The sequence below is a fragment of the Rhodococcus sp. P3_B8 genome (assembly GCF_056402775.1).
In genome coordinates this window covers 1-14,194 of the sequence record NZ_JBFUGT010000161.1, presented here as the reverse complement: position 1 = coordinate 14,194, position 14,194 = coordinate 1, and the positions used below count along the sequence as shown (strand labels likewise).

At 68.6% G+C, this 14,194-nt stretch carries 14 protein-coding genes; 9 read left to right on the top strand and 5 right to left on the bottom strand.

Annotated features, from left to right (window positions below):
• A partial coding sequence (locus tag AC1D1G_RS30485; RefSeq protein WP_477954968.1) for an NAD(P)H-dependent flavin oxidoreductase occupies window positions 1-838 on the top strand: 838 nt, incomplete at its 5' end.
• Window positions 839-863: 25 nt separating this feature from the next.
• Here AC1D1G_RS30485 and AC1D1G_RS30480 read toward each other — a convergent pair.
• A complete protein-coding gene (locus AC1D1G_RS30480; protein ID WP_477954967.1) occupies window positions 864-2,819 on the bottom strand; it encodes a glycoside hydrolase family 15 protein in 1,956 nt (651 codons plus the stop codon).
• A 77-nt stretch (window positions 2,820-2,896) separates the two neighbouring features.
• On the opposite strand from AC1D1G_RS30480, the gene AC1D1G_RS30475 reads away from it, so the two are divergent.
• From AC1D1G_RS30475 to AC1D1G_RS30440, 8 genes are all read left to right on the top strand, one after another.
• Window positions 2,897-3,088 (top strand): hypothetical protein, encoded by a 192-nt coding sequence (locus tag AC1D1G_RS30475; RefSeq protein WP_477954966.1) that lies wholly within the window; start codon window positions 2,897-2,899, stop codon window positions 3,086-3,088.
• 87 nt (window positions 3,089-3,175) lie between these two features.
• Window positions 3,176-3,304: an Ms4533A family Cys-rich leader peptide gene (locus AC1D1G_RS30470; RefSeq protein WP_368681004.1), complete on the top strand. Its 129-nt coding sequence runs from the start codon at window positions 3,176-3,178 to the stop codon at window positions 3,302-3,304.
• A gap of 181 nt (window positions 3,305-3,485) precedes the next feature.
• A complete protein-coding gene (locus tag AC1D1G_RS30465; protein ID WP_477954965.1) occupies window positions 3,486-4,517 on the top strand; it encodes a sulfate ABC transporter substrate-binding protein in 1,032 nt (343 codons plus the stop codon).
• A 49-nt stretch (window positions 4,518-4,566) separates the two neighbouring features.
• The gene (gene cysT / locus AC1D1G_RS30460) at window positions 4,567-5,406 is read left to right on the top strand and encodes a sulfate ABC transporter permease subunit CysT (protein ID WP_280782465.1); all 840 of its coding nucleotides are present in this window, start codon (window positions 4,567-4,569) and stop codon (window positions 5,404-5,406) included.
• Window positions 5,403-6,209, top strand: a complete 807-nt coding sequence (gene cysW, locus AC1D1G_RS30455; protein WP_477954963.1) for a sulfate ABC transporter permease subunit CysW — start codon at window positions 5,403-5,405, stop codon at window positions 6,207-6,209. The genes cysT and cysW overlap by 4 nt, the downstream gene beginning before the upstream one ends.
• On the top strand, window positions 6,206-7,219 hold the full coding sequence (locus AC1D1G_RS30450) for a sulfate/molybdate ABC transporter ATP-binding protein (RefSeq protein WP_477954962.1): 1,014 nt from the start codon (window positions 6,206-6,208) through the stop codon (window positions 7,217-7,219). Before cysW ends, AC1D1G_RS30450 begins: the two co-directional genes overlap by 4 nt.
• Window positions 7,220-7,244: 25 nt before the next feature.
• Complete coding sequence (locus tag AC1D1G_RS30445; protein WP_283353689.1) at window positions 7,245-8,624, top strand: sulfatase family protein; 1,380 nt, start codon at window positions 7,245-7,247, stop codon at window positions 8,622-8,624.
• A 56-nt stretch (window positions 8,625-8,680) separates the two neighbouring features.
• A complete protein-coding gene (locus AC1D1G_RS30440) occupies window positions 8,681-10,174 on the top strand; it encodes a UDP-N-acetylmuramoyl-L-alanyl-D-glutamate--2,6-diaminopimelate ligase (RefSeq protein WP_477954960.1) in 1,494 nt (497 codons plus the stop codon).
• Here the strand turns inward: AC1D1G_RS30440 and cysC are convergent.
• From cysC to AC1D1G_RS30420, 4 genes are all read right to left on the bottom strand, one after another.
• Window positions 10,171-12,054 carry an adenylyl-sulfate kinase gene (gene cysC, locus AC1D1G_RS30435; RefSeq protein WP_477954958.1) on the bottom strand — a complete coding sequence of 628 codons (1,884 nt, stop codon included), beginning with the start codon at window positions 12,052-12,054 and terminating at the stop codon, window positions 10,171-10,173. The two genes, AC1D1G_RS30440 and cysC, sit on opposite strands and share 4 nt — an antisense overlap.
• A complete protein-coding gene (gene cysD, locus AC1D1G_RS30430; RefSeq protein WP_283353691.1) occupies window positions 12,054-12,992 on the bottom strand; it encodes a sulfate adenylyltransferase subunit CysD in 939 nt (312 codons plus the stop codon). Before cysD ends, cysC begins: the two co-directional genes overlap by 1 nt.
• Window positions 12,989-13,792: a trehalose 2-sulfotransferase gene (stf0, locus tag AC1D1G_RS30425; protein ID WP_477954957.1), complete on the bottom strand. Its 804-nt coding sequence runs from the start codon at window positions 13,790-13,792 to the stop codon at window positions 12,989-12,991. Before stf0 ends, cysD begins: the two co-directional genes overlap by 4 nt.
• Window positions 13,793-14,037: 245 nt before the next feature.
• A partial coding sequence (locus AC1D1G_RS30420) for a universal stress protein (protein WP_477954970.1) occupies window positions 14,038-14,194 on the bottom strand: 157 nt, incomplete at its 5' end.

Below are 14,194 nucleotides of genomic sequence, written 5' to 3'. Positions count from 1 at the left end.
GTCGAAGGCGGGTGGGCTCGGCCTGCTCGGCGCGGCGCGCTACGCCACCCCGGAGTGGGTGGCGAAGGAGGCGGCGGTCGCGCGGAGCATCGGCGGCGACGCCTTCGGCATCGGGTTGATGACCTGGGCGCTCGACGACGACGACGCCCTGCTCGACGCCGCGCTGGCGGAGAACCCGCGGATCGTGTCGCTGTCGTTCGGCGATCCCGCGCCCTATGTGGAGCGGGTGCACGCTACCGGGGCGCTCGTGGTGTCGCAGGTGAACACGATCAACGATCTGCGGGTCGTGGAGGCGGCGGGCGTCGACTTCGTCATCGCCCAGGGCGGCGAGGCGGGCGGCCACACCGGCCGGATCGGGACGCTGCCGCTGCTGCAGGAGATCCTGGACTCCACCGCGCTGCCCGTGCTCGCCGCGGGCGGCATCGCGACCGGCCGTGGTCTCGCCGCCGTTCTCGCTGCCGGCGCGGAGGGCGCGATGATCGGGACCGCGCTGCTGGCCAGCCCCGAGACCATCGGACCGGAGTACGCCCGCGGCAGGCTGATCGCGGCGGGCAGCGCGGACACCGTGTACACGTCGGTGTTCGACCAGGCGCGCAGCCAGCCGTGGCCGGCCCGGTGGGGTGGCCGGGCCCTGAGCAACGCGTTCACGTCCCGCTGGCACGGCGAGAACGCCCCGGACACCGAACTCGCCGYCGCCTACGACCCCGCGGATCCCGACCTCGGTGTCGTGTACGCCGGGGAGGCGGCTGGTCTCGTCACGTCGGAGCGGCCGGCGGGTGTCGTGGTACGGCAGATCGCGGCCGACGCGGAGCGGTTGCTGCACCGTTTCGCGGAGTAGTCCGGAGTCGCAGGTCTCGGCCGGATCACCCCGTGTAGTGGGCAGGGTGGAAGCCGCTCGCCGCGGCCTTCTCGGCGCGGATGACGTGGACGACCGCGTTGATCAACGCCAGATGGGTGAACGCCTGCGGGAAGTTACCCAGGTGCCGACCCGACTCGGGATCGATCTCCTCCGCGTACAACTCGAGGGGGCTGGCGAACCCGAGGAGCCGCTCGCACAGGCGCTTCGCGCGGTCGAGTTCGCCGATCTCCACGAGCGCCGACACGAGCCAGAACGAACAGATGGTGAACGTGCCCTCCTTGCCCGTGAGCCCGTCGTCCGTGGTCTCCACCCGGTAGCGCAGCACCAGCCCGCCCTCGGTCAGCTCGTCCGCGATGGCGAGCACGGTGGCGCGTATGCGCGGGTCGTCCGAGGGCAGGAACCGCAGGAGCGGAGCGAGGAGGAGTGAGGCGTCGAGTTCGTCGCTGCCGTAACGCTGGGTGAGGACTCCGCGTGCGTCGACGCCGTGCTCGAGAATGTCGGCCTTGATCTCGTCGGCGAGGTCGGCCCACCGGTCCGCATAACTCGTCTCGCCCTGCTGCTCGGCGAGTTTCGCGCCCCGGTCGAGCGCCACCCAGCACATGATCTTCGACGACGTGAAGTGCTGCGGCTCGCCGCGCACCTCCCAGATGCCGCGGTCGGGGAGCTGCCAGTGCTCGATCGCCTCCTCGACCTGACGTTTGAGCATCGGCCACAGCGTCTCCGGCACCCGCTCACGCGATCGCACGTGCAGGTACACGGAATCGAGGATCGTTCCCCAGATGTCGTGCTGGTCCTGGTCGTACGCACCGTTTCCGATCCGCACCGGACGCGCGCCGTCATAGCCGGACAGGTGCGGCAGTTCCTCCTCGACGAGGGTCCGCTCGCCGCCGACGCCGTACATCACCTGCAGCGGCCGGTACTTGCCGTCGTCGGCACTGGACACGTCGTAGAGGAACGCGAAGAAGTCGTCGGCCTCCCGGTCGAGTCCGAGGCTGTACAGCCCCCACAGTGCGAATGTCGAATCGCGCACCCATGCGTAGCGGTAGTCCCAATTTCGTTCGCCCCCGGGGGTTTCCGGAAGCGACGTGGTCGACGCGGCGAGCAGCGCGCCGGTGGGGGCGTACGCCAACCCCTTCAGCGCCAGGGCGCTGCGCTGCAGGTAGCCACGCCACTTGTGGTCGGGGAAGCGGCCGGTCGTGATCCATTCCCGCCAGAACTTCGCCGTCTGCCACATCTTCTCGGCAGCCTCGTCATAGGTCTGCGGCGCAGGCATGTGCGACCAGGACAGTGCGACGAACACGTTGTCGTCCTCGACCATCCGGGTCCGGGCCCGAGCCTCGCGCCCTTCCAGCCCAAGCTTCATGTTGCTGGTCAGCCGGAGTGTGGGGTGGTCGCCCGCACCACTCGACTTGCAGGTGGCGGTGGCTTCCTCGTAGACCTTGCCCGTGTACTCCCACACCGCGTCGCCGCGGTGGTAGTCGAACGCGGGCTCGCAGCTCATCTCGAGATCCACGGTGCCGTTCACGCATTTGACGGTCCGCAGCAGGACATGTTCGGCATCCCAGTCCGTGGGGGTGCGGCGATGGGAGCGGGACCGCTGCTCCACGTTGTGCCACGGGCCGAGCACGAGTGCGTCGCGGACGATGAGCCACCCCGTTTCGGTTTGCCACGTCGTTTCGACGATCAGTCCGCCCGGCAGGTAGCGGCGGGCGGCGGGCACGTTCTGCCCGTACGGCGCGATCCGGAAGTGGCCGGCGCTGCGGTCGAGGACGGCGCCGAAGACGCTGGGGGAGTCGGGCCGGGGGATGCACATCCACTCGACCGCCCCGTTCCGGGCGATCAGGCACGTGGTCTCGCAATCCGACAGGAACGCGTAATCGTCGATCGGCGGAAACGCGCGACGGTGACGATGCGCGGCAGAGCGGGGCTGGTCGTCCGAGTGCGCATCGAGAGACACCATCTGCTCATCATCGGCCGTCGTCGTCGCGGCGTCCACCTGTGCGCCCACCACGTGCCGGCGAACGATAGGGTGGCACGGTGGACCGGATGGCGAGTTGGTGGGACGGCTTCGAGCTGTGGATCGCCGGGCTCCCGTTCGTTCCGCAGGTCGCCCTCGTGCTGCTGGTGATGGTGCCGGTGTGCCGAGGACTGGCGTGGCTGCTCGATCGTGGCCTCGCCGCAGTCTTCGTCCTGCTCAGGCGGGACGTCTCGAAGGTGGAGGAAGCCTGATGCCGCGCTCACGCGTCACACTCGCGCTGCTCGCGCTGCTCGTCCTCGTCGTCGTCGCATGGCTGGTCACCCGGTAAATCCCGTTCGATGTGGGCGGTTGGTTCAGCCTCTGCTACAGTCCACGGCGTGTCTGAAGCCGCTGTACACCAGGTCCGCCATGAATTGGCGTTGATCGCTGTCGGCATGCTCGCAGTCGCCGACATCGACTGTTGTTGATTTTTCCTCGCACACAGCACTGCGCGCGAGTGACACCGTGCACGCTCGACCGGTCTCGCGCTGCTGATTTTCGTTCGCATTCCTGATTCCGCTCGGGCGATCCCTGCGTTCCTCCTCTCGCACCCCCTCCCACGTTTTTCGCACCACCCCTCTGTGACAGATCCCCAGGAAGGTTTCTCCCATGAAACGCCGTTCTCGTAGTCTTCTCACGGCCCTCGTGACGCTCGGAGCTGTGGCGCTGACCGCGTGCAGCGGCGGCGCCAGCGACACCGTCGGCGGCGACTCGGCCGGTGCCGACGGCAGTGCGGGCACCATCAACCTGTACGCGTACGCCGTGCCGAAGCCGGGCTTCGACAAGCTGATCCCCGCGTTCAACGCCACCGACGAGGGCAAGGGCGTGGCCTTCCAGCCGTCCTACGGTGCCTCCGGTGACCAGTCCCGCAAGGTCAAGGACGGCGCCGAGGCCGACTTCGTCAACTTCTCCGTCGAACCCGACATCACGCGGCTCGTCGACGCCGGCCTGGTGGACAAGAGCTGGAACCAGGACGCCTACAACGGGATTCCGTTCGGTTCGGTCGTCACCATCGTCGTGCGCGAGGGCAACCCGAAGAACATCCGCGACTGGGACGACCTGTTGCGGCCCGACGTCGAGGTCGTGACCCCCAACCCGTTCAGCTCCGGATCCGCGAAGTGGAACCTGCTGGCACCGTACGCAGCGAAGAGCAACGGCGGTCAGGACCCGGAGGCCGGTCTGGCCTACATCACGTCGCTGGTGAACGACCACGTGAAGATTCAGCCGAAGTCGGGCCGCGAGGCGTCGGAGGCGTTCCTGCAGGGCACCGGTGACGTGCTGCTCAGCTACGAGAACGAGGCGCTGTTCATCGAGGGCAACGGTGACCCCGTCGAGCACGTGACCCCGCCGACCACGTTCAAGATCGAGAACCCGGTCGCGGTGCTGTCGAACAGCAAGAACCTGGAGAAGGCCAACGCGTTCAAGGACTTCCTCTACACCACCGAGGGCCAGAAGCTGTGGGGCGAGGCCGGATTCCGCCCGGTCGATCCCGCGGTGGCAACCGAGTTCGCCGACAAGTTCCCCGAACCGGCCAAGCTGTGGACCATCGCCGATCTCGGCGGCTGGTCCAAGGTCGACTCCGAGGTGTTCGCCAAGGACACCGGGTCCATCGCAGTTTTCTACGACAACGCAACCAAGTAAGACCGACGTGAGCGACACGACGACGGCGACGGGCGGACGCGGCACCACGGTGCCGTCTCCGCCCGTTCCGCCTACGCGCAAGAAGGTCGCCCGGGTCACCGGTGCGGTGGGACCGCTCGGCATCGGTATCGCGACACTCTGGCTGAGCATCATCGTGGTCCTGCCACTCGCCGCGCTCACCGTGGCCTCGTTCGGCGACGGAATCGGCGGCTTCGTGGACGCGATCACCTCGCCCGTGGCGGTGGCGTCCCTGCGCGTCACCGTCGTGGTGTCGGTGGTGGTGGCCGTGATCAACGTGATCATGGGCACGCTCATCGCATGGGTGCTGGTGCGCGACGAATTTCCCGGCAAGCGGGCCGTCAACGCGCTGATCGACCTGCCGTTCGCGCTGCCGACCATCGTGGCCAGCATCGTGCTGCTGTCGCTGTACGGCCCGGAGAGCCCGATCGGGGTCCACCTCAACGCGACGCAGCCCGGTCTGATCGTGGCACTGGCATTCGTGACGCTGCCGTTCGTGGTCCGCTCGGTGCAGCCGGTGCTGATCGAGGTGGACAGGGAAGTCGAGGAAGCCGCGGCCTCACTCGGCGCGGACAACTGGACGATCTTCCGGAGCGTCGTGCTGCCCACCCTGACTCCGGCCATCATCAGCGGCGCGGGGCTCGCATTCGCCCGCGCGATCGGCGAGTACGGGTCCGTCGTCCTGATCGGCGGAAACATTCCCCGAGAGACCCAGGTCGCCTCCCAGTACATTCAACAGCAGATCGAAATCGATCGGCCGGCCGCCGCGGCGGCCGTGTCGGTGGCTCTCCTGGCCATCGCGTTCGTGACGTTGTTCGCCCTCCGGGTCTTCGCCAGCCGGGGGCAGCGTCGTGAGGAGCAGGCGGAATGAAGCTCTCTGGGTCCACCCGGATCACCCTGCGCGCAGTCGCGCTGCTCTATCTGTTCGGCCTGCTGGTGGTGCCGATCGTCATCATCCTGTTCCGCACGTTCGAGAACGGGATCGGCGCCTTCATCGAGTCGATCAGCACCCCCGCCGCGATCTCCGCACTCAACCTGTCCCTGCTGATCGTGGCCATCGTCGTCCCGGTCAACGTGGTGTTCGGGATCGTCACCGCCCTCGCGCTGGTCCGGGGCCGCTTCCCCGGCCGCGGCCTGGTGCAGGCGGTGGTCGACCTGCCGTTCGCCGTCTCACCCATCGTCGTCGGTGTGTCACTGATCCTGCTGTGGGGTGCCAACGGCTGGTTCGGCGGGCTCGAATCGCTGGGGTTCAAGGTGATCTTCGGGCTTCCCGGCATGGTCATCGCCACCCTCTTCGTGACGTTGCCGTTCGTCGTGCGGGAGGTGGAGCCCGTCCTGCACGAGATCGGCGAGGAGCAGGAACAGGCCGCCGCGACGCTCGGTGCGAGCCGCTGGCAGACGTTCTGGCTGATCACACTGCCCGCCATCCRCTGGGGCCTCACCTACGGTGTGGTCCTGACCGTCGCCCGCTCGCTGGGCGAGTTCGGTGCGGTGATCATGGTGTCCTCGGGCTTCCCCGGTGTGTCGCAGACCCTGACCCTGCTCGTGCACTCGCGCTACATCGACGACCACAACACGTTCGGTGCCTACTCCGCAGCCACCCTGCTGATGGGGATTGCGCTGATCACCCTGCTTCTGATGACCCTGCTCGACCGCAAGAGGAGCACCACATGATTACCGTGACCGGCGCCCGGAAGAACTACGGGTCCTTTGCTGCTCTCGACGACGTCACGATCGACATCCCCTCGGGTTCGCTGACCGCGCTCCTCGGGCCCAGTGGTTCGGGCAAGTCGACGCTGCTCCGATCCATCGCCGGGCTGGAGTCCCTCGACTCCGGCACCGTCGTGATCGGCGGGAACGATGTCACCGACATCTCCCCGCAGAAGCGGGACATCGGCTTCGTGTTCCAGCACTACGCGGCGTTCAAGCACATGACGGTGCGCGACAACGTCGCGTTCGGCCTGAAGATCCGCAAGCGGCCCAAGCCGGAGATCGACAAGAAGGTCAACGAGCTTCTCGAGATCGTCGGCCTCGACGGCTTCCAGCACCGTTATCCGGCGCAACTGTCCGGCGGTCAGCGTCAGCGGATGGCGCTCGCGCGGGCCCTGGCCGTGGACCCGAAGGTGCTTCTCCTCGACGAGCCGTTCGGCGCGCTCGACGCGAAGGTCCGCACGGAYCTGCGCACCTGGCTGCGCCGGTTGCRCGACGAGGTGCACGTGACCACCGTGCTGGTCACCCACGACCAGGAGGAGGCGCTCGACGTCGCCGACCGGATCGCGGTCCTCAACAAGGGCCGGATCGAGCAGATCGGTGAACCGGAGGACCTCTACGACCGCCCCCACAACGATTTCGTGATGTCGTTCCTCGGGTCGGTGGCCAAGCTCAACGGTCAGCTGGTCCGGCCGCACGACATCCGCCTCGGCCGCGATCCCGACCTCGCCCTCGCCCAGGAGGCAGGCACGGCCGAATCGCTCGGCGTCACCCGGGCCACCGTGGAGCGAGTGGTGCACCTGGGATTCGAGGTGCGGGTGGATCTGCGTAACGAGGCGACCGGCGAACCCTTCTCGGCGCAGGTGACTCGCGGCGACAGCGCGGCACTCGGCCTGCAGGAAGGCGAGACCGTGTACGCGCGGGCGACGCGGGCTCCCGAACTCCCGGAGGCCGAAGTTCCGGTCTCCCTGTAACTCCCCGCCGATGTAGGAGGCGACTGTGGCGACCCCGGTGAATCCCGTCCGTGACAACGTTCTGATCGTGCACTGGCACGATCTGGGCCGTCACCTCGGGTGTTACGGCGCGTCCGGGGTACGTAGTCCGAACCTCGACCGGCTCGCCGCGGAGGGTGTGCTGCTGACGGACTCGCATGCGGCGGCGCCGCTGTGCTCGCCGTCGCGTGGCGCCCTGTTCTCGGGCCGGTACCCGCACAGCAACGGGCTGATCGGCCTCGCACACCACGGCTGGCAGTACCACGACGACGTCCGCACGCTGCCGTCCCTGCTGGCGGAGGCGGGCTGGTACACGTCCCTGTTCGGGATGCAGCACGAGACCGCGTATCCCAAGCGGCTCGGCTTCCACGAGTACGACGTGACGAATTCGTACTGCGAATACGTCACCGATCGGGCGTCGAGGTGGCTGTCGCGGTTCCCTCCGCAACCGTTCCTGCTGACCGCCGGCTTCTTCGAGACGCACCGCCCGTACCCGGTCGACAGGTATGTCCCCGCCGATCCCGAGGGTTTCGACGTTCCGTCGTACCTGCCCGACCGGCCGGAGGTCCGTGAGGATCTGGCCGGATTCCACGGGTCGATCGAGGTGGCCGACGCGGCCGTCGGCAGGTTGCTGCAGACGCTGGACGCCGAGGGGCTCGACGAGAGCACGTGGGTCGTGTTCCTCACCGACCACGGCGAGGCGTTCCCCGGTGCGAAGTCGACACTGTATGCGCCGGGCACCGGAATTGCGACGCTCATCCGCCCACCGCGGAGGCTGCGGGCGTCGCCTCGCGTCTACGACGACCTGTTCAGCGGGGTGGATCTCGTTCCCACCCTTCTCGAACTGCTCGGCGTCCCGATCCCCGCGGCCGTGGAGGGTGTCTCCCACGCCGGGCAGTTGCTGGGCCGGTCGGAGTCGGCGGCACGCGACGTCCTGTTCACGGAGAAGACGTTCCACGACAGCTTCGATCCCATTCGCGCGGTGCGCACCAAGCAGTTCAGCTACATCGAGAATTACGCGCCTCGGCCCAAGCTCGATCTTCCCCTCGACATCGAGAACAGCCTGTCCGGTGCGGCGCTGGGCACCGAGCATCTCCGGCCGCGTCCGAGCCGGGAACTCTACGACCTGGTCGCCGACCCCGGCGAACGCGACAACCTGGCCGACACCGAGGACTTCGCCGGGACGCAGGCCGAATTGGCGCTGGAACTCGCGACGTGGCGACGGGCCACGGGCGACTCGATCCCGAGCGAGGAAGAGGGAACGGCGTACGCCCGGAAGGCCATGGAGGAATACCTCGCCACTCTCGAGCGGGTGCCGGACGTGCGTTCGGCCTACAGTTCGGACCGCGGAATTCTCGACGAGCCGCGGAGCGGTGTAGCCACGTAGGGGCGGATGATGCGGTTCCGTGCTCGCGACCTGCGCGGCAGTGGTGCACTGGAAGTGTGAGCGTCGACTGCCCGCGGTGCACTCCGCCGAAGCTGCTGCGCGAGATGGTGCGCCGCCTCGGCTGCTCGGCGACACTCTCCGGGTCCGGCGAGGCAGCGGTGACGGGTATCAGCCAGGACTCTCGTCTCGTCCGGGCCGGCGACGTGTACGCGGCGCTGCCGGGGCGGCACCGGCACGGGATCGAGTTCGCGGTCGAGGCCGCGGCGCGCGGTGCTGTCGCGATGCTCAGCGACCGCGGGTCGGACATCCTGCCGACGATCGTGGTGGACGATCCGCGTCGTGCTCTCGGTCCGTTGGCAGCGTGGGTGTACGGTAATCCGTCCGAGGCACTCGACGTCTACGGTGTGACGGGGACGAACGGGAAGACCAGCACCGCGTACCTGCTGGACGCGGGACTGCGTGCGGCAGGTGTCGGCACCGGCATGATGACGGGGATCGCCGTCCGGGGACCGAACGGGTCACGCACCGCGACCCGGACCACGCCCGAGGCATGCGAGCTCCAGCAGACCCTCGCCGCGTTCGCCGAGCACCGGATCGGGGCCGTCGCGATGGAGGTGTCGAGCCACGGCCTCGCCCTGCACCGAATCGACGGAACGTCGTTCCGGGTGGGGGTGTTCACCAACCTCGCCCGCGACCATCTGGACTTCCACCCCGACATGGACGCGTACTTCGCGGCGAAGGCCCGATTGTTCGAACCGGGGCGCTGCGCCGCGGCAGCCGTCGGCGTCGACGACGAGTTCGGACGCCGCCTCGCCGCCACCGTCACTGTGCCCCGCGTGACGTTCTCGTCGAGGACGACCGCGGCCGACTTCTCCGCGTCCGCCGTGCACGCGGACGAGGGCGGTACGTCGTTCACGCTCCACGGCGCCGGGGCGCCGAGACCGGTGCGGCTCCGGCTACTCGGAGTGCACCAGGTGGACAACGCACTCGCGGCGATCGCCGCCCTCGCGGTTCGCGGGGTGGACCTCGACTCCGCGGTCGCCGGGATCGAGAACCTCGACACCGTGCCCGGACGCCTGGAGGCAGTGGACGCGGGCCAGGCATTCCTCGCGTTCGTCGACTACATGCACAACACGGCCGGTCAGCGACGTCTGTTTCCGTACCTCCGCTCGCTGACGCGAGGCCGGGTCATCGCCGTCGTCGGGGCGACCGGTGAGCGCGACCCCGGCAAGCGGGTGCCGCTCGGCGCGACCGCGGCCCGTTTCGCCGACACGGTCATCGTCACCGACGAGAGTCCGTACTCCGACGAGGCGCAGCGCCTGCGTGAGGACGTGGCGCGAGGTGCACGCAGTGGTGGCGACGCCGAAGTGCTCGTCGTCCCCGACCGCGCCGAGGCGATCGTCGCCGCCGTCACCCTCGCCTCGCCGGGCGACGTCGTGGTGGTCGCAGGCCGTGGGCACGACCGGGTTCAGGCGTACGGGCCGCGCCGACGTGTGTTCGACGACCGGATCGCACTCCAGGAGGCACTCCAGCGGCTCGCCGCCGGCTAGACCAGTGGCGTCTCGTGCCGGGCGAGTTCGGCGAGAATCCGCGCGACGAGATCGTCGAGATCGGCGCCGGTGGTGTCGAATGCGAGATCCGGGTTCTCGGGGGCCTCGTACGGGGCGTCGATCCCGGTGAGGCCGCGTAGCTCGCCTGCGCGCGCCCGGGCGTAGAGCCCCTTGGGGTCACGCCGTTCGCACTCGTCGACCGGCGTGCTCACGTGGATCTCGAGAAACGGCAGTCCCGCGGCCTCGTTGAGCGCCCGTGCGATCGCGCGGTCCGAGCGCAGCGGCGACACCATCGACGCGATGGCGACCACCCCGGCGTCCGCGAACAACCGGGTGAGGTGACCGACGCGGCGGATGTTCTCGGCCCGGTCGCCGGGCGAGAACCCGAGGTCGTCCGAGATGCCGTGCCGTACGTTGTCGCCGTCCAGCAGGTACGCGGTTCGTCCGGCGTCGACGAGGGTCCGCTCGAGTGCGACCGCCACCGTCGACTTCCCGGACGCCGGCAGCCCGGTGAGCCAGATGGTGGCGCCCCGCTGCCCGGTCGCGGACCAGCGCCGATCCCGTTCCAGTGATGACGGGTGCCACTTGATGTCGTGCCGGGTCTGTTCGCCGGGCACGACTTCCCGGGCTTCGCCGACGGTTCCGGCGCCGACGGTGTCGTTGCTCTGCTCGTCGATGAGGATGAACGCGCCGGCGTCGCGATTGGTGGCGTAGGGGTCGGGGAGCACCACCGTGCTCGTCCGGAGCGTGATCCGGCCGATGTCGTTGAGGGCGAGTTCGCTGGGGGAGTCGTGTTCTTCGAGGGTTTCCGGATCGAGCTGGGTGTGCAATTCCTGAACGGTGGCGCGCACGGTGCGGGAGGTGTGCTTGAGCGCCACCCGGTCGCCTGCCCGCAGCGGTGTCTCGCTCAGCCAGCACACGGTCGCGTCGATCTCGCGGGCCGGGACGGGTGCGGTCGCGTCGGCGGCGGCGCTCACGACGAGGTCGCCGCGGGCCACGTCGAGGTCGTCCGCGAGTTCGAACGACACCGACAGCGGGGCGACCGCGACGGACCGGTTCGGATCGAGGGTGTCGAGGGCGGTGACCGTGCTGCGGGAACCCGCAGGCAGGACCACCACCTCGTCGCCGACGGACAGGGTGCCCGCGGACAGCCGGCCGGTGTAGCGGCGCCGCCGATCGTCCGTGGGACGCGCCACCCACTGGATCGGCAGTCGCAGTTCGGACGGGACCGCGGACGGTGCGGCGAGTTCCACCTCTTCGAGATACTCGAGGATCGTGGGCCCGTCGTACCAGGGTGTCGAATCCGACCGTGTGACGACGTTGTCGCCGCGGGTGGCGGACACCGGGATCACCGTGAGGTCGCGGCCGCCGAGCCGCTGCGCGAGCAGACCCAGTTCGGATTCGACTTCCTTGAACCGGGTCTCGTCGAAGTCGACGAGGTCGATCTTGTTGACCACCGCGACCAGGTGCGGCACGCCGAGCAGGTCGGCGATCCGGGCGTGGCGTCGGGTCTGCCGGAGCACCCCGGCGCGGGCGTCCACGAGCAGCACGGCGACGTGGGCGTTCGACGCACCGGTGAACATGTTGCGGGTATACCGTTCGTGCCCCGGCGTGTCCGCGAGCACGAAACTGCGGGTCGGCGTGGAGAAGAACCGGTACGCGACATCGATGGTGATGCCCTGTTCGCGTTCGGCGCGCAGCCCGTCGGACAGKGCGGCGAGGTCCGCCTCGCCGTCGGCGTTCGTCACCGCCTCGAGGTGGTCGGTGGGCAGGCTGCCCGTGTCGTGGAGGAGCCGTCCGATCAGGGTGCTCTTGCCGTCGTCGACGCTGCCCGCGGTGGCGAGCCGCAGCAGCTGACGGGGCCGGCCGGTGGTGGTCATCAGAAGTACCCCTCGCGCTTGCGGTCTTCCATCGCGGCAACGGAAGTTCTGTCGTCGGCCCGGGTCTCGCCGCGTTCGGAGACCGTGGCCGCGGCGATCTCCTCGATCACGCCGGCGACGTCGCCGGCGTCCGAGCGCACGGCGCCGGTGATCGTCAGGTCCCCGACCGTGCGGTACCGCACCCGGAGCCGTTGCACCAGTTCGTCTTCGGTGGGCAGCGTGTACTCGGACAACCCCAGCAGGATGCCGTCGCGCTCGAACACCTGCCGCTCGTGGGCGAAGTAGATCGACGGCAGCGCGAGGTTCTCCAGTTCGATGTAGCGCCAGATGTCGAGTTCGGTCCAATTGCTCAGCGGGAACACACGGACCTGCTCACCTCGGCGAATCCGCCCGTTGTACAGCGACCACGGCTCGGGCCGCTGCGAACGCGGATCCCACTGCCCGAACTCGTCGCGGAAGCTGAGCACCCGCTCCTTCGCGCGGGCGCGTTCCTCGTCGCGGCGCGCGCCGCCGAACGCGGCGTCGAAACGGTGCGCCTCCAGGGCGTCGAGCAGGGTGCGGGTCTGCAGCCGGTTCCGGGACGTGCCGGGCCCGCCCGATTCGGTGACGCGGCCCCTGTCGATCGACTCCTGCACCGACGCGACGATCAACCGGTGACCGTCCTCGGCGAGCCGGCGATCGCGGAACTCGATCACCTCGGGGAAGTTGTGCCCGGTGTCGACGTGCAGGACGGGAAACGGCAACGGGGACGGCCGGAACGCCTTCTCCGCCAGCCGCAGCAACACGATCGAGTCCTTGCCGGCCGAGAACAGCAGAACCGGTCGCTCGAGTTCGGCGACCACCTCGCGGATGATGTGCACGGCCTCCGCCTCCAGCGCACGGAGTTCGTCCAGCCGTGCGGCGCTGTCCAGCGGCGCCGCGGCGCCGATGGCGGTCACAGCGGAAGTCCGTTCGCGGCGGCGTCGGACCGATACCGCAGAACCCATTCATTGGAGCGGCCGTCGCTCTGCCGCTTCAGCGGCGGCGGGGGCGCGAGATCGGCGTCGAGGCCGAGTTCGACGAGCACCTTCGCCGCCGTCGCCTGCGGCGCCGCGACGAGATCGTCGAAACCGATGTCGATGTGGTCGAGTCCCTCGACCTCGAACCAGTTGCGCCACTGCTCATCTTGATCGCGCAGAATCCGGACGAGGTGGGCGATGCCGCCCGCGTGGTACTCGGCGCCGTCGTGCGGGGCGGGTGGGGTGGCGTCGTCGCGCCACACCTGAGTTTGCACCGCCCGCCACAGCGACACCGCCTGCGCGACGACGTCACGCCGGTAGACATGGATGAAGGCGAGGTCGCGGCCCAGGATGTCGTCCAGGGCGGACCGCAGGTCGTCACCGGAGCGGTCCGGAAGTCCGGCGGCGCGGTCGAGGACGAGCGGCACCTGGTTCCACATCAGCTTTCCGCCCCACACCCCGTTGGGAGTGCGACCGAGGCTGAGCAGTTGATCGCGCCACTGCTCCGCGGTGCGGGTGTCGGCGGTCCCCGGTTCGAGCGGGGCGAGCAGCGAGAGCACCGCCTCGTCGGTGACACCCTCGAACCACTGCCGCGGCTGCGGTGATCGACTGGTGGACGGCAGGTATTGGAAGAACTCCTCGGGGTTGCCGGCGACGGTCGTGGCGCGAAGAGATTCGACGAGCAGAGTGCTGCCGCTGCGCTGTGATGCGCAGACGAGATATGAGCGTGGCTCCGACATGCCGGAAACTATAAACGCGAAATTCGGTGCCGAAATCTGGAGGAAATCGAATTAGCGTGATTGAAACACTTGGCATTTTCTGCTGCGTGTGAGTCTGCGATATCAGCGCTGTGGCGTTGTTTATTTGAGCAGGTCGGAGCAGTGTTCTGACGTAGAAATTCAGTTCGCGCCGTGCCCCGGGAATGGGCCCGCGAATGGTGAATATGAATCAGGCTGATCGAAAGAGTGAAACGGACGCTTAGTATTCAGCCTTTTCGGCAGATGAGTACCGGACACCGGGCGTGGTGGATGAGACTCTGGCTCGTCGAGCCCACGATCGACGCGGTGAATGGATTTCGCCCGTGGCTGCCGACGGCGATCAACTGCGCACCGAACGAGTATTCGAGGAGCTCTTTCATCGGC